The 24,934-nt window shown below is 69.9% G+C and carries 22 protein-coding genes; 6 read left to right on the top strand and 16 right to left on the bottom strand.

Annotated features, from left to right (window positions below; all coding sequences use genetic code 11):
• Positions 1 to 36 precede the first annotated feature (36 nt).
• Complete coding sequence (locus tag ABD204_RS08960) at positions 37 to 1,230, bottom strand: benzoate/H(+) symporter BenE family transporter (RefSeq protein ID WP_322597558.1); 1,194 nt, start codon at positions 1,228 to 1,230, stop codon at positions 37 to 39.
• A gap of 49 nt (positions 1,231 to 1,279) precedes the next feature.
• On the bottom strand, positions 1,280 to 1,819 hold the full coding sequence (locus ABD204_RS08955; protein ID WP_194425162.1) for a pyridoxamine 5'-phosphate oxidase family protein: 540 nt from the start codon (positions 1,817 to 1,819) through the stop codon (positions 1,280 to 1,282).
• Between the two features lie 34 nt (positions 1,820 to 1,853).
• Here ABD204_RS08955 and pcp point away from each other — a divergent pair, with 34 nt between their 5' ends.
• Positions 1,854 to 2,492, top strand: a complete 639-nt coding sequence (gene pcp / locus ABD204_RS08950; RefSeq protein WP_194425161.1) for a pyroglutamyl-peptidase I — start codon at positions 1,854 to 1,856, stop codon at positions 2,490 to 2,492.
• A 128-nt stretch (positions 2,493 to 2,620) separates the two neighbouring features.
• Here pcp and ispG read toward each other — a convergent pair whose 3' ends face one another.
• Positions 2,621 to 3,751 (bottom strand): flavodoxin-dependent (E)-4-hydroxy-3-methylbut-2-enyl-diphosphate synthase, encoded by a 1,131-nt coding sequence (gene ispG / locus ABD204_RS08945; protein ID WP_194425261.1) that lies wholly within the window; start codon positions 3,749 to 3,751, stop codon positions 2,621 to 2,623.
• Between the two features lie 227 nt (positions 3,752 to 3,978).
• On the opposite strand from ispG, the gene ABD204_RS08940 reads away from it, so the two are divergent.
• A complete protein-coding gene (locus ABD204_RS08940) occupies positions 3,979 to 5,892 on the top strand; it encodes an anthranilate synthase family protein (protein ID WP_194425160.1) in 1,914 nt (637 codons plus the stop codon).
• A 42-nt stretch (positions 5,893 to 5,934) separates the two neighbouring features.
• Here the strand turns inward: ABD204_RS08940 and ABD204_RS08935 are convergent, their stop codons facing one another.
• A complete protein-coding gene (locus ABD204_RS08935) occupies positions 5,935 to 7,260 on the bottom strand; it encodes a M50 family metallopeptidase (protein WP_322597557.1) in 1,326 nt (441 codons plus the stop codon).
• Positions 7,261 to 7,322: 62 nt separating this feature from the next.
• On the opposite strand from ABD204_RS08935, the gene ABD204_RS08930 reads away from it, so the two are divergent.
• Positions 7,323 to 8,978, top strand: coding sequence for a Mur ligase family protein (locus tag ABD204_RS08930; RefSeq protein ID WP_194425158.1), 1,656 nt, complete (start codon positions 7,323 to 7,325; stop codon positions 8,976 to 8,978).
• 1 nt (position 8,979) lies between these two features.
• On the opposite strand, the gene dxr is transcribed toward ABD204_RS08930, so the two are convergent.
• Together dxr and ABD204_RS08920 are read right to left on the bottom strand one after the other, a co-directional pair.
• The gene (gene dxr / locus ABD204_RS08925; RefSeq protein WP_194425157.1) at positions 8,980 to 10,062 is read right to left on the bottom strand and encodes a 1-deoxy-D-xylulose-5-phosphate reductoisomerase; all 1,083 of its coding nucleotides are present in this window, start codon (positions 10,060 to 10,062) and stop codon (positions 8,980 to 8,982) included.
• A gap of 32 nt (positions 10,063 to 10,094) precedes the next feature.
• Entirely contained in the window at positions 10,095 to 11,066 is a 972-nt protein-coding gene (locus ABD204_RS08920) for an FKBP-type peptidyl-prolyl cis-trans isomerase (RefSeq protein ID WP_322597556.1), read from the bottom strand.
• A gap of 182 nt (positions 11,067 to 11,248) precedes the next feature.
• On the opposite strand from ABD204_RS08920, the gene ABD204_RS08915 reads away from it, so the two are divergent.
• Positions 11,249 to 11,965, top strand: a complete 717-nt coding sequence (locus ABD204_RS08915; protein WP_194425259.1) for a lysophospholipid acyltransferase family protein — start codon at positions 11,249 to 11,251, stop codon at positions 11,963 to 11,965.
• Between the two features lie 12 nt (positions 11,966 to 11,977).
• On the opposite strand, the gene ABD204_RS08910 is transcribed toward ABD204_RS08915, so the two are convergent.
• Positions 11,978 to 12,451 (bottom strand): OsmC family protein, encoded by a 474-nt coding sequence (locus tag ABD204_RS08910; RefSeq protein WP_194425156.1) that lies wholly within the window; start codon positions 12,449 to 12,451, stop codon positions 11,978 to 11,980.
• A 54-nt stretch (positions 12,452 to 12,505) separates the two neighbouring features.
• Here ABD204_RS08910 and ABD204_RS08905 point away from each other — a divergent pair, with 54 nt between their 5' ends.
• Complete coding sequence (locus ABD204_RS08905; protein ID WP_194425155.1) at positions 12,506 to 13,495, top strand: asparaginase; 990 nt, start codon at positions 12,506 to 12,508, stop codon at positions 13,493 to 13,495.
• 12 nt (positions 13,496 to 13,507) lie between these two features.
• On the opposite strand, the gene ABD204_RS08900 is transcribed toward ABD204_RS08905, so the two are convergent.
• The 4 genes from ABD204_RS08900 to ABD204_RS08885 form a co-directional block, all read right to left on the bottom strand.
• Complete coding sequence (locus ABD204_RS08900) at positions 13,508 to 16,276, bottom strand: FtsK/SpoIIIE domain-containing protein (RefSeq protein ID WP_194425154.1); 2,769 nt, start codon at positions 16,274 to 16,276, stop codon at positions 13,508 to 13,510.
• A 132-nt stretch (positions 16,277 to 16,408) separates the two neighbouring features.
• Positions 16,409 to 17,197, bottom strand: coding sequence for a PP2C family protein-serine/threonine phosphatase (locus ABD204_RS08895; protein WP_194425153.1), 789 nt, complete (start codon positions 17,195 to 17,197; stop codon positions 16,409 to 16,411).
• A gap of 108 nt (positions 17,198 to 17,305) precedes the next feature.
• Positions 17,306 to 18,298 carry an aldo/keto reductase gene (locus ABD204_RS08890; RefSeq protein WP_194425152.1) on the bottom strand — a complete coding sequence of 331 codons (993 nt, stop codon included), beginning with the start codon at positions 18,296 to 18,298 and terminating at the stop codon, positions 17,306 to 17,308.
• Positions 18,299 to 18,364: 66 nt separating this feature from the next.
• On the bottom strand, positions 18,365 to 19,105 hold the full coding sequence (locus ABD204_RS08885) for a DUF5684 domain-containing protein (protein WP_206697523.1): 741 nt from the start codon (positions 19,103 to 19,105) through the stop codon (positions 18,365 to 18,367).
• 145 nt (positions 19,106 to 19,250) lie between these two features.
• On the opposite strand from ABD204_RS08885, the gene ABD204_RS08880 reads away from it, so the two are divergent.
• Positions 19,251 to 19,736 carry a DUF4282 domain-containing protein gene (locus tag ABD204_RS08880; protein ID WP_194425151.1) on the top strand — a complete coding sequence of 162 codons (486 nt, stop codon included), beginning with the start codon at positions 19,251 to 19,253 and terminating at the stop codon, positions 19,734 to 19,736.
• A gap of 8 nt (positions 19,737 to 19,744) precedes the next feature.
• Here the strand turns inward: ABD204_RS08880 and ABD204_RS08875 are convergent, their stop codons facing one another.
• The 5 genes from ABD204_RS08875 to atpA form a co-directional block, all read right to left on the bottom strand.
• A complete protein-coding gene (locus ABD204_RS08875) occupies positions 19,745 to 20,497 on the bottom strand; it encodes a YaaA family protein (protein WP_194425150.1) in 753 nt (250 codons plus the stop codon).
• A gap of 82 nt (positions 20,498 to 20,579) precedes the next feature.
• Positions 20,580 to 20,840: a F0F1 ATP synthase subunit epsilon gene (locus ABD204_RS08870; RefSeq protein WP_194425149.1), complete on the bottom strand. Its 261-nt coding sequence runs from the start codon at positions 20,838 to 20,840 to the stop codon at positions 20,580 to 20,582.
• Between the two features lie 2 nt (positions 20,841 to 20,842).
• On the bottom strand, positions 20,843 to 22,291 hold the full coding sequence (gene atpD / locus ABD204_RS08865; protein WP_194425148.1) for a F0F1 ATP synthase subunit beta: 1,449 nt from the start codon (positions 22,289 to 22,291) through the stop codon (positions 20,843 to 20,845).
• A gap of 40 nt (positions 22,292 to 22,331) precedes the next feature.
• Positions 22,332 to 23,228 carry a F0F1 ATP synthase subunit gamma gene (locus ABD204_RS08860; RefSeq protein ID WP_194425147.1) on the bottom strand — a complete coding sequence of 299 codons (897 nt, stop codon included), beginning with the start codon at positions 23,226 to 23,228 and terminating at the stop codon, positions 22,332 to 22,334.
• A 21-nt stretch (positions 23,229 to 23,249) separates the two neighbouring features.
• Positions 23,250 to 24,887, bottom strand: a complete 1,638-nt coding sequence (atpA, locus tag ABD204_RS08855; protein WP_194425146.1) for a F0F1 ATP synthase subunit alpha — start codon at positions 24,885 to 24,887, stop codon at positions 23,250 to 23,252.
• Positions 24,888 to 24,934 lie beyond the last annotated feature (47 nt).

Here is a 24,934-nt window from a genome sequence, read left to right as displayed (position 1 = left end):
CGACTCGCCCCGCGGCCTCGCGAGCCGTCGTCGCGGTCAGCGCGGACCGGATCGCCCACGTCCGGCGTGCAGCACGGAGCGGACGGTCAACCCCGCGATCAGTGCCCAGAAAGCCGCCCCGACACCGGCGACGGCGACACCGGACGCGGCGACCAGGAAGGTCACGACCGCCGCGAGGCGCTCCCCCGGATCGTCGATGGCCTGCTGGAGCGCGGAGCCGAACGCCGCGAACAGCGCGATTCCGGCCACGGCGGGGACGACCGCGACCGGGGCGACGGCGACCAGCGCGACCAGGGCGGCCGAGAAGCCGCCGAGCACGAGTGCGGACACACCGGTGGATACGCCCGCCACCCAACGTCGCCGCGCATCCGGGTCCGCCTCCGGCGCGGCGGCCAGCGCCGCGCTGATGGCGGCGAGGTTGATCGCGTGACCGCCCGCGGCGGCGCCGACCGCGGTTCCGATGCCGGTGACCGCCATCGCCGGACGCCACGGCACGTCGTATCCGAAGCTGCGCATGACAGCCACTCCGGGCACGTTCTGCGAGGCCATGGTGACGAGGAACAGCGGCACGGCGAGACCGATCACGGCCTCGCCGGTCAGCGTCGGTGCCGTCAGCTCCAGGCGCGGCACGAGGGTGACGGGGTCGAAAGCGGCGCCGGTGCCGACGACGTGGACGAGGACCACGATGGCCGCGGCCGCGAACGCCGCCGGGGCCGCCCAGCGCGGGGAGAGGCGGGCCACCACGAGCCACGTCAACAGCACCGGCGCGACGCCCCACGGATTCGCCACCAGCCCGGTCACCGGGGCCAGGCACAGCGGGAATAGCACACCCGCGAGCATGGCCTGGGCGATGGAGGGCGGGATGCGTGCGATCACGCGCCCCAGCCGCGGCCACAGCGCCGTGAGGAGGATGAGCGCCGCCACGACGAAGAATGCTCCGACCGCCGCCGACCATCCCCCCTCCACCATGCCGGTGGTGGCGAGGACGGCGGCACCGGGTGTCGACCAGGCGACGGTGATGGGCATCCGGTGGCGCCAGGCGAGCACGATCGTGGCCAGCCCCATCGTCAGGCACAGCACGAGGAGGCCGCTCGCCGCCTGGGCACGGGTCGCACCGACGGCGGCGAGGCCGGTGAGCACCACCGCGAACGACGACGTCACCCCCACGAGCGCGGTGACCACTCCGGCGGTGAGGGGCCGGGACAGACCGACCGACGGCTCGAGGTTCACCCGGCCGACGCTATCCGATCACGAGGGCACGACCCACGCGCGGCGCCGCTCAGAGCGCGGGCAGCCCGTCGAGCGAGGATGCGTTGTTCTCCGCGCGATAGACCTCGAGCCCCTCGGGACCCTTCTTCTGCGCCCAGGGGCGGATGATGTCACGGTCGGCGACGAAATCCATCTGCGGTACGCCCCACCCGCACGAGTCGGACGCGCGTTCGATGTCGACGACGATCACCGCGCGCGCCCCGATGTGTCCGGGATGCTCCGCCTCGACCCGCGCGAACACCTCGTCTCCGGGCGGGACCACGCGCCCACGGCCGTGCAGGCGCACGATACGCGGACGGGCGTCGAAAGAGCACAACATCAGGGTGATCCGCCCGTTCTCACGCACATGGGCGATCGTCTCCGCACCGCTGCCGGTCAGATCCAGCCACGCGACCGTCCGGGCATCGAGGATGCTCAGGCTGTCCAGGCCTCTCGGCGAGAGGTTGACCCGCCCGTTCTCGGACAGCGGCGCGGTCGCCACGAAGAACATGTGCTGCTCACCGATCCACGTCGCGAGGGACTCGTCGATGCCGTCGAAGGTCTTGCCCATGTGACGATTGTCGCACCGACCTAGGGTGGAGCGGGTGACCACCGTGCTCCTCACCGGCTTCGAGCCGTTCGCCGCCGACCCGACGAACCCCTCCGGCGAGGCTGTAAGGCTGGTCGGGACCGGGTGGGATGGCCCTTCCCGGTTGGTGACCGAGGTGCTGCCGGTGACCTTCTCCGGCGCGGCGGACCGACTCGGTCAGCTCGTCGAGCTCCACCACCCCGACGTGGTGATCGCGACCGGTCTCGCGGGCGGGCGCGACGCGGTGACCCCGGAGCGCGTCGCGATCAACCTCCAGGACGCGCGCATCCCGGACAACTCCGGCGCGCAACCCGTCGACGTGCCCTGCGTGCCCGGCGGGCCGACCGCGCTGTTCTCCTCGCTTCCGGTGAAGGCCATCGCCCGCGACGTCGCCGCCGGCGGCATCCCGTCCCGCGTGTCCCTGTCGGCCGGGTCGTACGTGTGCAACCACGTCTTCTACGTCGCCGCGCACCTGGCCGCGACCCGCCCGGGTATGCGCGCCGGGTTCATCCACGTGCCCTGGGACACCGCTCACGCGCCGGAGGGTCGGCCCGCGCTACCGCTGTCGGACATCGCCGCCGCGCTCCACGTGGCGATCGCGACCACGCTCGCCACGCCCGCCGACATCTCCATTCCCGCCGGCAGCATCCACTGACCGCGTCCGCTCCGCGACGTGGTCGGAGAATCGGTCCGATGTCGGACGATTCGCCGCAGATTCTCCGACCTTCGCGCGATTCTCCGACATCGGGCGGACGCGGAGGCTGCCGGGAGGCGACGCGCGGGTCAGGACGTGAGGACCTGTGCCGTGCCGGTCGCGGCGTCGGGGCCCATCTCGTCGGCCAACCGGTTCGCCTCGGCGATGAGGGTCTCTACGATCTCCGTCTCGGGGACGGTCTTGATCACTTCGCCCTTGACGAAGATCTGGCCTTTGCCGTTGCCGCTGGCCACGCCCAGGTCGGCGTCGCGTGCTTCACCGGGACCGTTCACGACGCATCCCATGACGGCCACGCGCAACGGCACCGTCATGTCCTTCAGCCCCTCGGTGACGGCGTCCGCCAGGGTGTAGACATCCACCTGCGCGCGCCCGCAGGATGGGCAGGAGACGATCTCGAGCGTGCGTTCACGCAGGTTGAGCGACTGCAGGATCTGGTGCCCGACCTTGACCTCCTCGGCGGGCGGCGCCGACAACGACACACGGATGGTGTCGCCGATCCCCTCGGACAGCAGGATGCCGAACGCGGTCGCGCTCTTGATCGTGCCCTGGAAAGCCGGCCCCGCTTCGGTCACCCCGAGGTGCAGCGGCCAGTCGCCTCGTTCGGCGAGTTGCCGGTAGGCCTTGACCATCACGATCGGGTCGTTGTGCTTGACCGAGATCTTGAAGTCGTGGAAGTCGTGCTCCTCGAACAAGGACGCCTCCCACACCGCCGACTCGACGAGGGCCTCGGGAGTGGCTTTGCCGTACTTCTCGAGCAGACGCCGGTCGAGCGAGCCTGCGTTCACGCCGATACGCAACGAGACGCCCGCGTCGTGGGCCGCTTTCGCGATGGCACCGACCTGGTCGTCGAACTTGCGGATGTTGCCGGGGTTCACCCGCACGGCGGCGCACCCCGCGTCGATCGCCTGGAAGACGTACTTCGGCTGGAAGTGGATGTCGGCGATCACCGGGATCTGGCTCTTCTTGGCGATGATGTGCAACACGTCCGCGTCATCCTGACTGGGGACGGCCACGCGCACGATCTCGCATCCGGATGCGGTCAACTCTGCGATCTGCTGGAGCGTGCCGTTGATGTCCGTCGTGGGTGTCGTCGTCATCGACTGAACGCTCACGGGGGCGTCGCCTCCCACGAGCACCTTCCCCACGCGGATCTGCCGACTCTTGCGACGGGGCGCGAGGACTTCCGGCACACTCGGCATTCCGATGTTCACTGCAGGCACGCCTCCAGGGTACGCCGTGGGACCGGCCGCGTCGCCGACCGGACGGGGGCGAACAGCCCTTGTGGTAGGTTCGGCGCATGTTCCCGCGACGTCCCTGGTGGCCCACCGCATAGGCGGTGGGATTCGCGCGAACGACCGACCGCCCCGACAGCACGGGCGGTCTTCTTCTCTGCAAGGGCAGACCGCCCCTCCCACGAGAGAACCCGATGAGCTCGCCTGCACCCTCCCTCGCATCCCTGGTCGCCAGCGGCGCCCCCTTCGCCCTCATCGCCCGCGACGCCGACACGGTCGAGTTGCTCACCGGCGATGTCGTCGACGTGGAGTTGCTCGGTGACATCCCGTTGACCGCCGAGGACGGCACCCCGCGCGAGGTGCTCGCGCTGGTCCCGTTCCGACAGGTGCGAGAACGCGGGTTCGTCTGTCACGACGACGGCGCACCGTTGCGGTGCCTCCTCGTCGACGAGCACATCCTCTTCCCCCGTTCCGAACTGTTGGGGGCGCTTCCGGACGCGCCCGTCGCGCTCACGGACGCCGGATTCGACATCGCCGATGAGGACTACGCGGAGATCGTCCGTCGGGTGATCGCCGACGAGATCGGTCGCGGGGAGGGCGCCAATTTCGTCATCCGACGCGACTTCACCGCGTCGGTGGACGCCGACCCCCGCGTGGCCGCGCTCACGTGGTTCCGCGCGCTCCTGGAACACGAGCGCGGGTCGTACTGGACCTTCGCCATCGTCACCGACGGGCACGTCGCGGTCGGCGCGAGCCCCGAAGCCCACGTGAGCACCGAGGAGGGCGTCGTCACGATGAACCCCATCTCGGGCACGTTCCGCCACCCCCGGGGCGGCGCCACGGTGGCGACCCTGAGCGAGTTCCTCGAATCGACCAAAGAGACCGAGGAGCTCTTCATGGTCGTCGACGAGGAACTGAAGATGATGAGCGCGGTGTGCTCGGACGGTGGTCGCATCACCGGGCCGCGTCTGAAGGAGATGTCGCGCCTGACCCATACCGAGTACGTCCTGCGTGGGCGCAGCCGGCTGGATCCCCGCGACATCCTGCGCGAGACGATGTTCGCCCCGACCGTCACCGGCTCCCCGATGCAGAACGCCTGCACCGTCATCGCACGGCATGAGACCTCGCCGCGCGGCTACTATTCCGGCGTCGCCGCGTTGTTCACCCCCCGCACGGGGCCATCCGCGGGCGAGCCGACGCACGACCTCGACGCACCGATCCTCATCCGCACCGCCTATCTCGTCGACGGCGCACTGCGTGTCCCGGTGGGCGCGACACTCGTACGCCACTCCGATCCGTACGGAGAGGTCGGCGAGACCCACGGCAAGGCCGCCGGTGTGCTCGGCGCGATCGGCGCGGTGCCCCGCGACGCCCCACCCGCGGCGGGCGACGACGACGCCCCCATCGCACGCCGGCCCCGCCTGGCCGACGACCCGGACGTCGCGGCGTTGCTGGCGTCGCGGAACTCTCGCCTCGCGGAGTTCTGGCTCAATCCCCAGCACACCGGCGAGAGGGAGCCGTTCGCCGGTCGTCGCGCGCTCGTGGTGGATGCGGAGGACCGCTTCACGACGATGCTCGCCCATCAGCTGCGACACCTGGGGCTCGACGTCACCATCGTCCCGTGGCACGCCGTCACCGACGAGGAGGTCGTGGGCGTCGAACTCCTGGTGTGCGGCCCCGGACCGGGCGACCCTCGCGACGCCGGGAACCCGCGCATCGCGCGCATGCGTGAGGTGGTGTCCACGCGACGCGCGAGCGGTCGCCCCCTCCTGGCCGTGTGTTTGAGTCATCAGATCCTCGCGGACGGGCTGGGCATCGACCTGACCCCGCTCGAGCGCCCGCACCAGGGAGTGCAACTGAGCGTCGACGTGTTCGGCGACCCCGCCTCGATCGGGTTCTACAACACCTTCACCGCGTCCGTGCCGCCGGGCACCGTCCGGGTCGGCGACGCGGAGATCTCCGCGGACCCGGTCTCCGGTGCGGTCTCCGCGCTGCGTGGCCCCGGATTCGCCTCGGTACAGGGGCACCTCGAGTCCATCCTGTCGCGGGACGGGCTGCGGACGCTCGAGCGCCTCGTGGCCGAGGCGTTCACCCCGGCCGAGGCCTGACGAGTCCTCCCGCCGCGGGCAGGCACGGCGCGCCCCGGCGGGTCAGGACCCGAACAGGGAGATCGGGTTGACGATGTCGGCGAGGATCAGCACCGCCCCCATCGCGATCAAGCACACGACCACGACGAAGGTCACCGGCACGAGCTTGGTCGCGTCCACCGGCGCCGGAGGAGGTCGGCGGAACAGCCTCGCCCAGGTCCGTTTGATCCCGTCCCACAGGGCGACCACGATGTGACCGCCGTCCAGCGGAAGCAGGGGGATGAGATTGAACACGAACAGCGCGATGTTCAGGGACGCCAGAACCGACAGGATGCCGGCGACGCGGTTGAGGATGGGAGCCTCGGCCGAGGCGACCTCGCCCGCGATGACGCCGGCGCCGACGATACTGAGCGGACCGTCCGGGTCGCGTTCGCCCCCCGTGACGAGGGTCACGCCCGTCTCCCACACCTTCACCGGAAGCTGCCACATGATCCCGGCGACGGCGCCGACGTTCTCGAACGCCATCTGCGGTCCGACCCAGATCGGCTGTGGCTGCAGCTCGCTGACGGGTGCGATGCCGATGAAGCCGACCTCCTCGGTCACGGGCACGTCGTCCGCGTCGGTGACGGCGCGCCCGGAGTCGTCGTAGACGGGCCGCTCGGTCAACAACGGCGTGACGACCAGCGACGTCTCGCCCCCGTCGCGCAGCACGACCACGTCGAGCGACTCCCCGGGTGCGTCGCGGATCATCGCCGAGGTCTCGTCGAAGTCCGTCACCTCGACGCCGTCGATCGAGAGGATCCGGTCGCCCGGCAGCATCCCGGCCTCCGCTGCGGGCGCGACAGGATCGTCGGGGGTGCACTCGGTCTGGTCGGACGATGCGGACACGACGCACTCGGACACCGTGGCGACGGTCGTGGTGGCCGTGGACAGCCCGATTCCAGAGGCCAGCAGCGCGAACAGCACGATCGCGAAGAGCAGGTTCATCACCGGCCCGCCGAGCATGATGATGACGCGCTTGTGGACGGGAAGGCGGTAGAACACGCGCTGGTCGCCGTCACCGTCCAGCGTCTCGTCGTTGGCCGCACGGGCGTCCTGCACCATCGTCGCGAAGAACCCGCCGCCGGCGCGCCCTTCCCCGGCCCGTTCGGCCGGGGTGGGTGGATACATTCCGGCCATCGAGATGTAGCCGCCGATGGGCAGGGCCTTCACGCCGTATTCGGTCTCGCCGAAGCGGCGGGACCACACGGTGGGCCCGAACCCGATCATGTACTGACCGACCCGAACACCGAAGCGCTTGGCGGGCACGAGATGCCCGATCTCGTGCAACGCGATCGACACCGCGAGCCCGACGAACAGCAGCGCGAAGCCGACGACGAATGCGATCACGACCCCACGGTACCCGCGCCTCCCTTTGAATGTGCCGCGAGGGTGAGAGGATGGATGCCGCCATGCCGACCGACACCGCATCCAACCTGCCTCCCGTGCTGCGACCGGAGAACCCGCCCACGCACGCCCTGGCCGACTTCGCGCGGGGCGTGCGTGCCCGCTCCTCGGACGACCTGTCGGGGATCACCCTGTCGGGCATCACCCTCGCGACGGCGGATCTGACACCCGGCGACGTGTTCGTGGCGGTGCGCGGGGTGAACCGCCACGGCGCCGAGTTCGCTCCGGCCGCCGCGGATGCCGGCGCCGTGGCCGTCGTCACCGACACCGCGGGCGAGTCGATCGCCCGCGCCGCGGGGCTTCCCGTGCTCATCGTCGACGACCCCCGCGCCGCGCTCGGTGACATGTCGGCGTGGGTCTACGCCACCGGCGGCGACGACGACCTGCCGCTTCTTCTGGGCACGACCGGCACGAACGGCAAGACCAGCGTGTCCCACCTGCTCGAGGGGATCCTCACTCAGATCGGCGCGGTCACCGGGTTGTCCTCGACCGCCGAGCGGCACATCGCCGGCCAGGTCATCGTGTCGCGACTGACCACCCCCGAGGCGTACGAGATGCACGCGCTGCTGGCCCTCATGCGCGAGCGCGGCGTCGAAGCGGTCGCCGTCGAAGTCAGCGCGCAGGCGCTGTCGCGCCGCCGCGTCGACGGGATGATGTTCGACGTCGCCGGGTTCACGAACCTCTCCCACGACCACCTCGACGACTACGCGGACATGGCCGAGTACTTCCAGGCCAAGCTCCCGCTGTTCCGTCCCGACCGTGCCCGGCGCGCGGTGATCGGACTGGACTCGGCGGCAGGCGCCGACGTCGTCGCCGCCTGCGAGGTCCCCTTCGTCACGGTCGGCACCCCGGACATCGCCGACGATCCGGAAACCGCGGCCGACGCCGACTGGGTGGTAGAGATCCTCGACGAGCAACAGATCGGCACCCGCTTCGCCCTGGTCTCCAAAGACGGGCGGCGCCTGGAGACGACCGTTCCGGTGATCGGCCGGCATATGGCCGCGAACGCGGGTCTTGCGATCGTGATGATCCTCGAAGCCGGCTACGCGTGGGAGCGCCTGACGGCGGCGCTCGAGGGTGGACGCATCGACGCCTATCTGCCGGGGCGCACCGAGCTCGTCTCCGGCGAGAGCGGACCGGCCGTCTACGTCGACTTCGGACACTCCCCGGACGCGTTCGAGAAGACGCTCGCCGCGGTGCGGCGCGTGACGCCGGGAACCGTGCTGATGCTCTTCGGCGCCGACGGTGATCGCGACACCACGAAGCGGCACGACATGGGACGCACGGCCGTCGAGGGAAGCGACATCCTGATCGTGACCGACCACCACCCGCGCCACGAGGATCCCGATTCGATCCGCGCGACCCTCATCGAGGGCGCCCGCCGTGCGCGACCGAATGCCGACATCCGTGAGTTCTCCCCGCCCGAACGGGCGATCCGCGAGGCGGTCGAACTCGTCTCGGACGGTGACGCGATCCTGTGGGCCGGCCCCGGTCACCAGGACTACCGAGACATCCGCGGCGTGCGGACACCATACTCCGCTCGGGAGCTCGTTCGCCGGGCGCTCCGCGCGAAGGGCTGGGCGGTGCCTGCGCCCCGCTGGCCCGTCCCCTACCCGGACGACCAGACCCCCGACTCCGACCCGCTGCGTCCCTCGCGTTGACTCAGCCGGCGGCGACCGCGCGGTCGGCGGCCTCGCGCGCCCACCGCTCGGCCTCGGCGAGCGTCTCGAGCGTCAGGTCGGACGGCGGTTCGTGGGCGTCGACGACACCGGCGACCGTGTCGACGATGGCGGTGAACCGCAGCGCACCCTGGTGGAACGCGTCCACGGCCTGCTCGTTCGCGGCGTTGAAGACCGCCGGGTAGGTCGAACCGGCACGGCCGACCCGTTTGGCCAGCGCGACCGCGGGGAACGCCTCCTCGTCGAGCGGCTCGAAGGTCCACGACGTCGCTCGGGTCCAGTCCAGCGGGGTCCCCACTCCCCCGACGCGATGCGGCCAGTCCAGACCCAACGAGATCGGCAGGCGCATGTCGGGAGGCGACGCCTGGGCGATCGTGGATCCGTCGACGAATTCCACCATGGAGTGCACGATCGACTGGGGATGCACGACGACGTCGATGTCCTCGAGCGCGACGTCGAACAGAAGATGGGCCTCGATGACTTCGAGACCCTTGTTGACCAGTGTCGCGGAGTTCGTCGTGACCACCCGCCCCATGTCCCACGTCGGATGCGCGAGAGCCTCCGCCGGCGTGACCGCGTGCAGGCTCTCGCGGGATCTCCCGCGGAACGGCCCGCCGGACGCGGTCAACACGAGGCGCCGCACCTCCGGTCCGGTGCCGCTGCGCAGTGCCTGGGCGATCGCCGAATGCTCGGAGTCGACGGGCACGATCTGACCCGGACGCGCGATCCTGCGCACCAGGTCGCCGCCGACGATCAGCGACTCCTTGTTCGCCAAGGCCAGAGTGCGCCCGACCTCGAGGGCGGCGAGGGTCGGTCCCAGCCCGACGGAACCGGTGATGCCGTTGAGGATGACATCGGCGTCGATGTCGCGCGCCAGCTGCGCGGCCTCCTCCGCCCCGAGCGCGGTGTGTTCCACCGAGAACGCCTCGGCCTGGGACGCCAGCAGTGCCCGGGAGGAGTTGGCGGACAAGCCCACGACCTCGAACCGGTGACGATTGGCTCGGATGACCTCGAGGGCCTGGGTGCCGATGGAGCCGGTGGAGCCGAGGACGATGACGCGCCGCATCCGGTCAGCCTATCGATGCGGCGCGTCCGCGCTCATTCGACGGTGACGGGGTGCTGCGTGCCGAGGATGTCGACGACGAACACGAGTGTCTCCTCTTGCAGCTCGTGGCCCTCGCTGTCGCCGTAGCCGAACTCCGGCGGGATGACCACGAGCACCTGGGAGCCCACGGTCTGGCCTTCCAGCGCCTGCTGGAATCCGGCCACGACGCCGGTGGTGGTGAAGGAGGCGGGGGTGTCGCGGTCCCAGCTGGAGTCGAAGACCTCCCCGTCGGACCACTTCACGCCCGAGTAGTGGACGAGCACGGTGTCGCCGGATTCGACGGTCGCCCCGTCGCCGACCTTGAGCTCGGCGATCTCGACCTCGGTGGGGGCCTCGGTGTCGGGGATCGTGACGGTCGGGGCGCCCGCGTCGTCGAGGGTGACCTCGGGGAAGCCGTCGACGGGGTCCTGCTGCTCACCCCACGCCGCGTCCGGCACGACATCGAGCAGGTCGAAGACGTAGACCTCCGCCGCGTTCGCCTCGCTGGCCGGGAAGGCCGCGACCACTCGGGTGCCGGGGGTGGCACACCCGACGATCTGGCCGATGGGGTTGTCGGGAGAGATCTGCGCGGGAAGGATCTCCGCGCCCTCATAGCCGATCGAGCCCAGCTCTTCGCCCGTGTCGGCGCTGTACGCGGTGAGCGCGTAGGAGACCAGGTCGCCGGAGGAGACGGGATCGCCTCCGCCTTCGGTGACGACGGTGCTCTGCAGCTCTTCGACCTCGAGCGGGTACTCGAAGGTGGCGGTCGATTCCTCGCCGGCCTCGCCTTCGACGGTGACCGCCTCGGAGGCGGCGCCGGAAGGCGCGACGGCGGCACACAGGTCCTGGACGTCGGCCGACGGCGAGGCGTCGGGGTCGGAGTCGGATGAGCCGCATCCGGCGAGCAGGATCGCCGAAGCGGCGACAGCGGAGACGGCGAACAGGGAGCGATTGCGCACGAAGACCTCGAGACGGTGGACAGACACGGTCCTGACCATCCTGCCTCAGTGCGCCTTTGACCACGCTGAGAGCCGGGGCCACCCCGGACGGGACCATAGCCGGCCGGGCATGCGATCCGCGATAGCCTCGTCGGGTGACTTCTGCGGAGACCCCCGAATCCGAGATCACCGGCACCGCGGAGGAGACCTCCGACGCCGGTGTGCGACGCATGGGCGCGACCTACGCGTTCGGTCGCATGGTGGTCGCCCCCCTCGGCCGGCTCGTCTACCGTCCGCGCGTCGAAGGGCGCCACCACGTCCCCAAGCAGGGTCCGGTGATCTTCGCCAGCAACCATCTCTCTTTCATCGACAGCATCGCCATCCCCGTCGCCGCGCCCCGCCCCGTCCACTTCCTGGCCAAGGCGAGCTACTTCGACGGCCCCGGTATGAAGGGGTGGTTCTCGAAGCAGTTCTTCCTGTCGATCGGCGCCATCCCGGTCAATCGCGGCGCCGGTCAGGCCGCGTTGGACGCCCTCGACCAGCAGCGGCAGCTCCTGGACCAGGGCAGCGCAGTCGCCCTCTATCCCGAGGGGACGCGGTCGCTGGACGGTCGCCTGTACAAGGGCCGCACCGGTGTGGCGTTCCTCGCGTTGCAGACGGGCGCGCCGGTCGTTCCGGTAGGTCTGCTCGGCACGGATCGTGTGATGCCGGTGGGCGCGAAGAGGCCGTCGTTGCGTGAGCGGGTGACGGTGCGATTCGGAGAGCCGCTCGACCTCGCCCACCACGGCCCGGCGTCCTCTGGTCGGGCGCGCCGCGGCGCGACCGATGACATCATGACGGCGATCCAGAAGCTGTCGGAGCAGGAATCGGCCGGCGTCTACAACGAGCTTCCCGCACACGGCACGATCGAGAAGATCAAGCAGGCCCTCCCCCACGAACGCGTCTGAGGCGAAACCCGATCAGTCCGCCACCTGCACCGTCGCCTCGTGGCGGACGGGGAAGTTGACCGAGTTGGCGATGAAACACCACTCGTTCGCCTGCCGGTGGGCGGCTTCGGCCGCGGCCACCATCGACGCGTGGGCGACGGTCACCACCGGGCGCAGCACCACCTCTCGGAAGGCGCCGCCTCCCCTGCCGTCGAGTGTCATCGTTCCGATGGCATCGTCGTGGTAGCCCGTGACCACGACCCCGGCGCCGACGCACGCGTGGAGGTACGACAGCAGATGACACTGCGCGAGCGCCGCCAGGAGCATGTCCTCCGGGTTCCAGCGCTCCGCGTCACCGCGGAACGGGACATCGGCCGACCCCAGCACGGGGGGTTTCCCCTCGATCTCGAGGGAGACCGACCGGTCGTAGTCGCGATATCCGGTGGTACCGCCACCACGATCGCCGGTCCATGTCGCGCGCAGCGCGTAGGTGTGTTCGCCGAGCATGCGGTCAGTCTGACACGCCCGGAGGGCCCGTGGTGCGGAGGTTAGGCTGGAGACGTGCCGGAGACCTTCGCCGCCAACAGCGCCGTCCAACTCGCCGTCGTCGAACGCAGTGGATTCGTCGAATCCCGACATGTCGGTTCCGCGATCGTCCTTTCCCCGGACGGGGAGATCCGCGAGCGTCTCGGAGACGTCGACACGGCGATCCTGCCGCGCTCTTCGCTGAAGCCCGTGCAGGCGCTGGCGATGCTCGCCGCCGGAGCGCCCCTCGCGGGTGAGCGTCTGGGCATGGCCACCGCGAGCCACTCGGGGACGGATCGTCACGTGGCCGTCGTGCGAGAGATGCTCCAGGAGGCCGGTCTGGACGAATCGGCGTTGCGCTGCCCTCCCGCGTGGCCGGGTGACACGGGCGCCCGTGATGCCCTGGTGCGCGCCGGTTCCGGGCCCTCCCCGGTGCGGATGAACTGCTCCGGCAAGCATGCCGCCATGCTCCTGACGTGTGTGACCAACGGCTGGCCGGTCGACTCCTACCTCGATGCGGAGCACCCGCTGCAGGTGCAGATCCGGGAGGTGACCGAGCGTCTGACCGGGCAGCGGGTCGCGACGATCGCGATCGACGGATGCGGCGCACCGGTGTTCGCGATGAGCCTGAGTGCGCTCGCGAAGGCGATCCACCGCATCGGAACCTCCTCGGAACGCTCCCCGTTCGCGTTGCATCGCGGTGCCGGGGCGCTGGTGCGCGCGGTCAAGGAGAACCCGTGGACGATCGACGGTCCCGCGCGTGCCGACACGCTCGCGACCTCACGCCTCGACGTGTTCACGAAGGGCGGCGCCGAGGGAGTCATGGTGATGGTCGCACCCGACGGCTCGACCGTCGCGTTGAAGATGCTCGACGGGAGTGCACGCGCCTCCACGGCCGTCGCGGCGATGCTGCTCGAGCGGGCCGGCGCACTCGGCTCCGAGGATGTCGCCGCATTGCTGGCGGAGCTTCCGTTGCGGGTGACCGGCGGCGGGGTCGATGTGGGCGTGATCCGTCCCGCCTTCTGAGCGCGCGTCGGATCACGCCGGGTACCCCTCCGGGTCGGACAACGTCACCCGCCGGGGCGGACCACCGCAGCGCAGCAGCCAGGCCCGCGCGGCCCCCGGTTCGCACAGCGGCGGGAGCGTGCGGTCACCGGTGAGCGTGCGGAATTCCGCCGCACACGAGGCCTCGATCACCAGATCGTGCTCGCCGCGGATCTCTGCGAGGGTACGCCAGTTCCGCTGCCACCGTTCGGGGTCCCCGACCAGGACGGTCCGGTCCGCCTCGGTTTCCGCGGGCCGGCTGCCCGCTTCATCGACCATGAGCACGCGGACGCCGTCGTCGCGCCATCGGGACATGGCCGAGCGCACCCCGGGGCCGTGCGGCGCGACCACGCCGGAGACGCCACGCGGGGGGCGCCACAGGTCCGGAGACGACCGCACGGCCTGTGTGGGCGTCGGCCCGAGCGCCACCTGCACCCGCGTCCCGTCCAGCGTGCCTCGCCCCGGAGGCTGCTCGGGCAGGTAGTCGGACGGGTCGCCGCCGAGGGTCACATGCTCGCCGCGCCCCGAGGTGGCCAGCACAAGTCGACGTGAGAACAGCTCGGTGGCACGGGCGAGCGGCCCGCTGAGCCGGCGGGCGGTGAGCACGACGAGATGCCCGTGATGGGCGGCGTCGCGCACGAGAGCCTCGAGGTGGGCGACGGCCTCGGCGGCGTAGTCCGCGGGGAGCCGGCCGATCAGTGCATCGGCGTCGTCGATCACGATCACCGTCCCGCGCGGAGGCGGATCGGAGGCGATGCGCAGCAGGTCGTCCCAGGCGCGCTCGCGATCGGGGCCGAGCCACTCCGCGCGGTCGGCCTGGGAGGCGAGCAACGTCGCCGCCGTCGTGCGTCCGCATCCGGCTCGGCCCAGCACGAGCAGCGAACGGTCGCCGAACCCGACGGTCGCGCGGCACTGACGCTGCTGCGCGGGGAGGTCGGCCAGGCCGAGGGTGAGCTCTCCCCGACCCGGTTCGCCGGCCTCCGCGGCGAGGGGTGCGTCATCGAGCGCGACCCGTTCGGGAAGCGGCGGACACCAGATCCGGCGGGGTGTCGGTCCGGCATCGCGGTCCGCGACACGGGCGATCACCGCGGAGCTGCTGAGGGCGACGCGCACGCGCTGCGGCGTCGCATCCGCGGCGCGACGGACCATCGCGACTCCGGCCCCGTCCCGACCACCCGGGAGGCGCGCCGCCTCCTCGGTTCCGATCACCGCGCGGCTGTCGCCCCGATCCGACACACGCAGACTGATCCGCAGCGGGCAGTTCGCCAGCAGCGCCTCGCGCACCACGCCGGCGATACGTTGTGTACCGAGGACGAGGTGCATCCCGAGCGCACGACCTCGTGCGGCGATGTCCGTGAACACGGTATGCAGCTCCGGGTGTTCGCCCAGGAGCGCCGCGAACTCGTCGACCACGATCACGAGTCGGGGGACGCGGACCCGCTCGTCCGAGACGTCCCTCGCGCCGCACCGCGCAAGCTCCCCCTCGCGGAAGCGTATCTCGGCGCGCAGGCTCCGGATGGCGCGATCGGCACCGTCCCCGTCGAGGTCGGTGACCACGCCGGCGACGTGCGCGAGACCGGCGAGGGCGTCGAAGGCGGTTCCCCCCTTGAAATCCGCCAGCAGGAAGACGACCTCGCTCGTGTCGTGTCGCGCGCACAGCGCCGTGATCCAGGACAGGAGCAACTCGCTCTTTCCGGAACCGGTCATCCCGGCCACGACGGCGTGCGGCCCGTCCTCGACCAGGTCGATGGGCAGGTCCGACCCGCCGAGGGTCGCGAACACCGCCGTCAACGCGCCGGGTGGCCGGGTCGGGTCCCGGTCGAGCAACCGCCCGAGGTCGACCGGCACCGGTTGCGCAGCCTCGGGCATCTGCCGGGCCCGTTGCGCAAGAACGGACACGATGTCGACGCACTGGGAGAGGTCGAACAGTTCCGGGACGACCTCCCGGTGCCCGGCCTCATCATCGAACAGAGCCCTCGCGGGCGAGGGTACCGTCAGTCGGACCGTGCATGCGAACGGCGGCGGGACCGTTTCGTCGACGCGCGCGATCACGAACGTCGCGTCCGTCCGCGCCGTCTCACCTGGCGCGAGGACGGCGACGACACGCTCGGCGTCACCGCGGTGCGGCAGTCCATGCGCCCAGCCGTGTTCCTCGGAGACGCCCGTGGCCAGGTGCAGCCGCCCGGGCGGGTGGATGAGGCACAGCTGCAACGCGAGCGTCCGGACGACTGCCGCGGCCAACATCGGCGGGCCACCGACCGCGATCCCTCCCTCCAGCGGAGTCGTCACGGGCACATCCGTCAGCCGACCGCTCTCTGCGCGTAGCTCAGATTCCTCCGCACTGTCTCCCCCGCCGGTGATCCGGACTGCACTGGGCATGTCGCCCCGGCCGACGACCAGCACCGCCTCCCGCGCGGCCGACCGGCGCCACACTTCATCGTCGCCTCGGGTCAGGCGCGCAAGGTCGGGGTGCCGACGCCAAGCGAGCGCGCGCTCGGTGTCGTGTCGCGCCCGCATCCGCAGCCGCGCCTCCTCGCGGGCCGTCCTCGACCGGGTCTCGAACGCCTTCCGATCGCGGCGTACGGTGCGGAGATGGTCGAGGAATGAGGCGACCGCGATGAGCGGGCCGAGCGCGGCGAGCCACAACGCCAGCACGTGTCCTGTGACCGCCCAGATCATGATCGCGCCGGCGATGGGGGCGATCGAGGCCAGGATCGGCAACCCCCCGCGACGGGGCGTCACCGCCGGGGTCGGGAGGATCAAGTCCCCGTCATCGGGGGTGTGCCCGACCCGTGGCAAATCAGGATCGGTTCGATCACGTGTGCGCACATGACCAGTCCACCCGTCCCCCGGGGTCCGCCGCGGGCGGGCTTGCGGGTCTGTGGACGAGCTCGGTCAGTCGGCGTCAGGGGAGGAACCGTCGCGGGCGACGTTCAGCACGATGATCGTGATGTTGTCGCGTCCGCCGTTCTCCAGCGCGGCATCCATCATCGCCTCGACCGCAGCTGCGGGATCGGGGTTGGCGTCGAGGAAGTGCTGGATGCCGTAGTCCGTGAGTTCCTTGGTGAGCCCATCCGAGCAGACCACGAAGCGGTCGCCGTCGACGAGGTCGAGGCGGACGTAGTCGGGCGTCACACCATCGCTGGGACCCACCGCCCGGGTGATGACGTTGCCGTACGGATGGTTCTCGGCCTCTTCCGGGCTGAGCCGGCCGGAGGAGATGAGCTCCTGCACCACCGAGTGATCGGTGGTGATCTGGGCGAGGTTGCCCTCACGCAGGAGGTAGACGCGGCTGTCGCCGATGTTCAGGGTCACCCAGTGCGGCTCATCGCCGGTGGCATCGAGGTAGACCCCGGTGACCGTCGTCCCCGTGCCCTCGTCGGTGGCCTTCGGATGCGAGGCGATGTCGCGCACCGCCTTGGCGAGAGCCTTCTCGATCGAACGCGGGGTGATCTCGCCCCCGTCGACCGTGGCCGAGAGGCGGTCGACGGCACTCGAGCTGGCGATCTCGCCGCCGATGTGCCCGCCCATCCCGTCGGCGACCACGAACAGCGGGTAGGAGGCCAGGACCGCGTCCTGGTTGATCTCGCGTCGGCGGCCCGTGTCGGTCGTCGCCGCCCACGCCAACGACCACGTTCCCGCCGCCGTTGCGACGGAACGCGTGTGGGTCGATACGTCGGGCACGCCCTGACTCTCCCTCGAACGGTTGACCGCGGCGGACATTCCGGTCCGACCGCGTCCCTTCAGCCTAATAGACGCATCGCCGCGCGCCTTCCGTCGCCGCTCGGCGCGTCAGACCTTCGCTCCGGGGTCTTCCGGGAGGGGGAAGAGCCCGTCGATGATCGCAAGGTCATCGGCGCTCGGGGTCCAGGCGGTGGCCGCTTCGGCGTTCGCGCGCACCTGCTGGGGCGACGTGGCTCCGGCGATGACGCTGGCCAGCTCGGGATGCGACAGCAGCCATCCGAACGTCGCCTGCAGCATGGTGATCCCGCGCTCGTCGCAGAACGCCGAGTAGGACTCGAGCGCATCCCAGGGCGCCTGCTCCCAGATGTGCGAACGCTGTCGCGAGATCCGCGTGTCGGCGGGCGCATGCTCGCGCGTGAACTTGCCCGTGAGCAGGCCGTTGTGCAGCGGGAAGTAGGGCAGGAACCCGAGGCCGAACCGACGCACCGCCGGGAGCACCTCACGCTCGGCCGCCCGCGCCAACAGGCTGTAGTGGTTCTGTGCCGAGACGAAGGGCACGTGGCCGCCGTCGCGGGCGACGAAATCTGCTTCGGCGATCTGCCACCCGGCCAGGTTCGAGTGGCCGATGTAGCGCACCGCGCCTTCGCGCACCAGATCGCCGAGGACGTCGAGGGTCTCGGCGATGGGCGTGGCCGGATCCGGGGTGTGCAGTTGGTAGAGATCGATGTGGTCGGTCTGCAGCCGGGTGAGTGACGCCTCCACGGCACGCCGGACATAGGAGCGGGAGGCCTTCGCTCCCGAGGGCGGGTATCCCATGTCCCGGCCGAAGTGACCGAACTTCGTCGCAAGGACGACCTCGTCGCGACGCCCGCGCAGAGCCTCGCCCATGAGCGTTTCGGACAGCCCGGGATCGCCCCCGTACATGTCTGCGGTGTCCAGGAATGTCACGCCCGAGTCGATCGCGGCGTGCAGGACCTCACGGGTGCCTTCCAGCGACTCGGTGCGGGTACCGGGGCGTCCGAAGTTGTTGCACCCGAGACCGACGGCGGAGACGAGGAGGCCGGACGCACCGACACGACGGAGGGGAGGCGTTGAGCTCATTCCTCCACGGTAGTCCTCGCGGACGACGGAAGCCCTCCGCATACGGCGGAGGGCTTCCGGGTCACGTCAGGACTGCTTGGGCGGCTCGGGCGCGGCCGGCGGCTCGGTCGACGGCGGCTCCGGAGCCGGCGGCTGGGTCGATGCCGGCGGCTGGGGCGCTGCCGGCGGCTGGGGCGCTGCCGGCGGCTGGGGCGCTGCCGGCTGTGCCGGCGGTGCGGGGGTGCCGGCAGGGGGCTGGTAGCCCGCCGGGTATCCGGGCTGGGTGACGGGGTTTGCGGGATAGCCGCCCGTGGGCACCTGCGAGGGCACGCCCGACCAGGTCGTCTTGTCGGCGAGGAAGTTCCCGGCCCACGGCGCTGCGGGGACAGCGGTGTTCCAGCGCGACTTGTCGAACGCGTTGATGCCGAGCCACACGATCGACAGGAACACGAACAGGATGACCCAGACGACTTCCTTCTGGAGCTTCACACCGACGCGCCACGCGGCGAGGATCATGTATACCGCAGCCGCGAGGATGAACAGCTGACCGATGAGCGGGATCCACCCGAGCACGATGCTCGCGCCCCACAGTCCCAACAGCCACCACGGGCTGAGGTCGCCGAGCTTGACGAAGATCAGGGTGTTGTAGATCGGTACCCACGCGCGCCATTTGCCCTGCACGCCCGCCTTCCCGAAGATCTTCATCAGGAACAGTGACGTCAGCACGTATCCCGCGATGGCGAAGATGAACCAGAACACCGCGAAGATGAAGAAGAACGCGACGTCACCGCCGTTGTAGTAGTAGTCGACGCTACCGAAGGTTTCCACGGATACCTCTCCCAGTTTCGGCCCGCCGGGCGGCGGGTCGAGAGCCATGCTAGCGAGAGTGGGGCTGTTCTGTCAGGAATCACTCAGACTTCCTCGTGAACGATCGCCGACGCCGCTAGCCTGGCCGCGACGAAAGGACGATTCGATGAGCGATCAGACACCTCCCCCCGCCGACCCCGCCGGCCACCCGCCCGCGCCGCCACGACCGCCGCAGCCCGCGCCGGGCGCTCAGACGCCGCCGCCGTCGGGTCCTCCCGCGGGCGGCGCGCAGTCCGGGCACGCCCCGAAGCCGTCGACGTCGTTCGGCCAGGGGTTCTTCGGCGCGCTGTTCGACATCACCTTCCGAACCTTCATCACGCGCAGACTCGCGACGGTGTTCTACGTCGTGGGCCTCGTGGTCATCGCCATCGCGTTCCTCGGGTACCTCATCGCCGGGTTGGTCGCCGGCTTCGGTGCCATGCGATTCGATGTCGCGACCGGCATCCTGCTTCTGTTGGGGACGCTGGTGCTGGTACCGGTGCTGAGTTTCCTCGCGGTCATCGTGCTCCGCTTCTGGATCGAGGCGGTCGTCGCCCTCATCGCCGTGGCAGAGAACACCGGGCGCACCGCGGAGAACACCGAGTCGGTCTGACCGGCCCCTCACTGCGCGAACAGGAGCAACTCTCCGCGCTCGCCTGGGCGGAGGTCCACGCCGTTGGCCTCCGCCCAGGCGATCATGTCGTCGCGCCCGGCGATGCGCGCGCCCGTGGTCGCCAGGCGGCGCACAAGCTCCCCCTTGGCGTGCTTGTTGAAGTGGTTCAGCGCCCGCGCGACGCCATCCGGGCCCGCCGCGACCACCCGCACGTACGACGAAGCGACCGACATCGGTACCGGCCCCAGCGCGGTGTACGCCTCGGAGCGCAGATCGAGGAGGAACCCCGGAGCCGACGCCGCGAGGGCGTCCGTGACCGCCCGCGCCCACAGTCGCTTGGATGGGCCGAGCGCGGGGAGGGACACCGCCGCTGACATGCGATAGCCCGGGATCGGGTCCATCGCGGCGACCGGACCGAACGGCGCCGAGTGGACCTCCACGTGATCGGACAGCCATGCGCGGGCGGTGGCGCCCAGGCTCTGGGCGTCCAGCGCGTCGAAGAGCACCCCGGTGTAGCGATCGATCGCCGGCATGGTCGGCGATCCGCGAAGCCGGGCGTTCAGCGCGATGTCACCGCGCTGGGTCTTCCCGAGCTTGAGCACCCGGGCAGCGGCCTCCTCGTCATCGCTCAGCGAGACGAGCGCCGCGACCACCGATGCCCGCCTCTCGCGCAGCGACGGGTGTGCGAGACCCTCCAGTGCCAACGGGGGGCCGTCACCGCCCGGTCGTTTGGTCTCGGACGGAGGCAGTAGGACGAGCACGGGTCCCTCCCGGGGACGACGAGAGGGCGCGAGGCACCCGCGTCGGCGGGATGCGTCGCGCCCTCTCGGACGGACTGTTGTGTCAGGCCACGATGGCGGCGTTGCCGGCCACGATGGTCAGCTCATCGCCGGCCATCGAGAGGAAACCGTCCTGGGCGTTGGCGATGACCTTGTCGCCGGAGGTCTCGGTGATACGCACCTGACCTTCGGCGAGGATCGCCAGCACCGGCTCGTGACCGGGCATGAAACCGATCTCGCCCTCGACGGTCTTGGCGACGACGAGCGAGGCCTCCCCCGTCCAGACCTCCGCGTCGGCGGAGACGAGACTCACCTTCAGCGGCATGATCAGCCGTTCTCCTTCTGGATGCGGGCCCAGTTCTCTTCGACGTCCGAGATGCCGCCGACGTTGAAGAACGCCTGCTCGGCCACGTGGTCGAGGTCGCCCTTGACGATCGCGTCGAACGACTCGATCGTCTCCTTGATCGGGACGGTCGAACCCTCCACGCCGGTGAACTTCTTCGCCATGTAGGTGTTCTGCGAGAGGAACTGCTGGATGCGGCGCGCGCGGGCGACGACGATCTTGTCCTCCTCGGAGAGCTCGTCGACACCGAGGATCGCGATGATCTCCTGCAGTTCCTTGTTCTTCTGCAGGATCTGCTTCACGGCGGTGGCCACCCGGTAGTGGTCCTCACCGATGTAGCGCGGGTCCAGGATGCGACTGCTCGAGGTGAGCGGGTCGACAGCGGGGTACAGACCCTTCGACGCGATCTCACGGGAGAGCTCGGTCGTCGCGTCGAGGTGCGCGAACGTGGTGGCCGGGGCCGGGTCGGTGTAGTCGTCCGCGGGGACGTAGATCGCCTGCAACGAGGTGATCGAGTGGCCGCGGGTCGAGGTGATGCGCTCCTGGAGCACACCCATCTCGTCGGCGAGGTTGGGCTGGTAACCCACCGCCGAGGGCATGCGGCCCAGCAGCGTCGAGACCTCGGAGCCGGCCTGCGTGAAGCGGAAGATGTTGTCGATGAACAGGAGGACGTCCTGCTTCTGGACGTCACGGAAGTACTCCGCCATCGTCAGGGCCGACAGCGCGACACGAAGACGCGTCCCCGGCGGCTCGTCCATCTGGCCGAAGACGAGGGCGGTCTTGTCGAAGACGCCCGCTTCGTCCATCTCGGCGATGAGGTCGTTGCCCTCACGGGTGCGCTCGCCGACACCGGCGAACACCGACACACCACCGTGGTCCTGCGCCACGCGCTGGATCATCTCCTGGATGAGAACCGTCTTGCCGACGCCCGCACCACCGAACAGACCGATCTTCCCACCCTGCACGTACGGGGTGAGGAGGTCGATGACCTTGATGCCCGTCTCGAACATCGTGGTCTTCGACTCGAGCTGGTCGAAACTCGGCGCCTGACGGTGGATGCCCCAGCGCTCGGTGATCTCGATCTGCTCGCCCGGCTCGGCGTTGAGGATCTCGCCGGTCACGTCGAACACCCGGCCCTTGGTGACATCGCCGACGGGAACCGTGATGGGGCCGCCGGTGTCGCGCACCTCCTGGCCGCGGACGATGCCGTCCGTCGGCTTCAGGGCGATCGCACGCACGAGGTCGTCGCCGAGGTGCTGGGCGACCTCGAGGGTGATCTCGGTCGACTCCTCGCCGATCGCGATGGTCGTCTTCAGCGCGTTGTAGATGTCGGGGATCGCGTCGTGCGGGAACTCGATGTCGACGACGGGTCCGGTCACCCGGGCGACACGCCCGACGACCTGCACGTCCGTCTTCTCAGCGGTGAGGCTCATGGCTTCTTCTCTTTCGTGATGGTCTGTTGCGCCGTGCCGGTCACTTGCCCGACGCGAGGGCGTCGGCGCCGCCGACGATCTCGGCGATCTGCTGGGTGATCTCGGCCTGGCGTGCGTTGTTGCGCAGTCGCGTGTAATCGGTGATCAGCTTGTCGGCGTTGTCGCTGGCCGACTTCATCGCCTTCTGGGTCGCGGCGTGCTTGGCCGCCGACGACTGAAGGAGGGCGTTGAAGACACGGCTTTGGATGTACACCGGCAGGAGGGCATCGAGCACCGTCTCGGCGTCGGGCTCGAACTCGTACAGGGGGTACACCTGGGAGTCGGCGCTCTCCTCGGCCTCGACGACCTCGAGCGGAAGCAGACGCACCGTCTCGGGAGACTGGGTGATCATGCTGACGAACCGGTTGTACACGAGATGGATCTCGTCCACTCCCCCGTCTTCCCCGCCTCGGTCGTACGCGTCGAGCAGCGTCGCGGCGATCTCCTCCGCGGTGTGGAAGTGCGGGGTGTCGGTGTCACCCGTCCACTGCGCCGCACTGTCCATCCGACGGAACTGGAAATACCCGACGGCCTTGCGACCGATCAGGTAGAACACCGGCTCGCGTCCCTCGGAGCGCAGCAGCTCGGCCAGTCGCAGGCCCTCGCGGAGGATCTGCGAGTTGAACGCGCCCGCCAGGCCCCGGTCCGAGGCGAAGATCACCACGGCGGATCGCCGGATGTCCTCACGCTCGACGGTCAGCGGGTGATCGACGTTCGAGTGCGTCGCCACGGCGGAGACGGCCCGTGTCACGGCCCGCGCGAAGGGCGAGGAGGCGCGCACACGCCCCATCGCCTTCTGGATGCGCGAAGCCGCGATGAGTTCCATCGCCTTCGTGATCTTCTTCGTGGTCTGAGCAGAATTGATCTTCTGCTTGTAGACCCGCAGTTGTGCGCCCATGGTTCCTGTCCCGGACGCGCCTTAGCGGCGGCCCTTGACGATCTTCTCCTGGTTGACGTCCTCGGCTTCCGCGGCGGCGACCTCTTCGTGGCCGGGCTGGTTGATGGCCTGCCCCTTGCCCGCCTGGAATTCGAGGACGAACTCGTCGGTCTTGGACTCGAGCTCGCTGAGGATCTCGTCCGTGAGGACGTTCTTCTCGCGCAGGTCGTCGAGGATCGACGTGTTGCGTCGGAGGTAGTCCAACAGCTCCCGCTCGAACGCGAGCACGTCCTCGACCTCGATCGTGTCGAGCTTGCCGTTGGTTCCGGCCCAGATCGACACGACCTGCTCCTCCACCGGGTAGGGCGAGTACTGCGGCTGCTTGAGCAGCTCGGTCAGACGCGCACCACGGGCGAGCTGACGACGCGATGCGGCGTCGAGGTCGCTGGCGAACATCGCGAACGCCTCCAGCGAGCGGTACTGCGCCAACTCGAGCTTGAGCGTCCCCGAGACCTTCTTGATCGACTTCACCTGGGCGTCACCACCGACGCGCGACACCGAGATGCCGACGTCGACCGCGGGACGCTGGTTGGCGTTGAACAGGTCGGACTGCAGGAAGATCTGGCCGTCGGTGATCGAGATCACGTTGGTCGGGATGTACGCCGACACGTCGTTGGCCTTCGTCTCGATGATCGGAAGACCGGTCATCGATCCCGCTCCCAGTTCGTCGGAGAGCTTCGCGCAACGCTCCAGCAGACGCGAGTGCAGGTAGAAGACGTCGCCGGGGTAGGCTTCGCGGCCCGGCGGGCGACGCAGCAGCAGCGAGACGGCACGGTAGGCCTCGGCCTGCTTCGACAGGTCGTCGAAGATGATCAGGACGTGCTTGCCGTCGTACATCCAGTGCTGACCGATCGCCGACCCGGTGTAGGGCGCGAGGTACTTGAAGCCGGCCGGGTCCGAGGCCGGGGCGGCGACGATGGTGGTGTACTCCATCGCGCCGGCGTCCTCGAGGGCGCCCTTGACCGAAGCGATGGTCGAGCCCTTCTGGCCGATCGCGACGTAGATGCAGCGGACCTGCTTGTTCGGGTCGCCCGACTCCCAGTTGTCCTTCTGGTTGATGATCGTGTCGATCGCGATGGCCGTCTTACCGGTCTGGCGGTCGCCGATGATGAGCTGACGCTGTCCGCGACCGATCGGGATCATCGCGTCGATGGCCTTGATGCCGGTCTGCATGGGCTCGTGCACGCTCTTACGCGACATGACGCCCGGAGCCTGGAGCTCGAGGGCACGGCGACCGACCGATTCGATGTCGCCGAGGCCGTCGATCGCGTTGCCGAGCGGGTCGACGACGCGTCCGAGGTACCCGTCGCCGACGGGGACCGAGAGCACCTCGCCGGTACGGGTGACCTGCTGACCGGCCTGGACGCCGGCGAAGTCACCGAGCACGACGACACCGATCTCGTGCTCGTCGAGGTTCAACGCGAGGCCCTGCGTGCCGTCTTCGAACACGACCAGTTCGTTGGCCATGACACCCGGCAGGCCCTCGACGTGGGCGATGCCGTCCGCCGCGTCCACGACGGTGCCGACCTCCGTCGCCGCGGCCCCGGTGGGCTCGTAGGCGGCGACGAAGTCCTTCAGCGCGTCACGGATGACGTCGGGGCTGATAGAGAGTTCTGCCATTGTCTTCCCTTTGTACTCACTACTTCTGTGTGGGGCCGTCGGCCCGA

Origin of the sequence: Microbacterium aquimaris, from assembly GCF_039531285.1 — a bacterium.
Lineage (GTDB): Bacteria > Actinomycetota > Actinomycetes > Actinomycetales > Microbacteriaceae > Microbacterium > Microbacterium aquimaris.
Note: the sequence above shows the minus strand (reverse complement) of the source record. Positions and strands in the feature narration are given on the sequence as shown.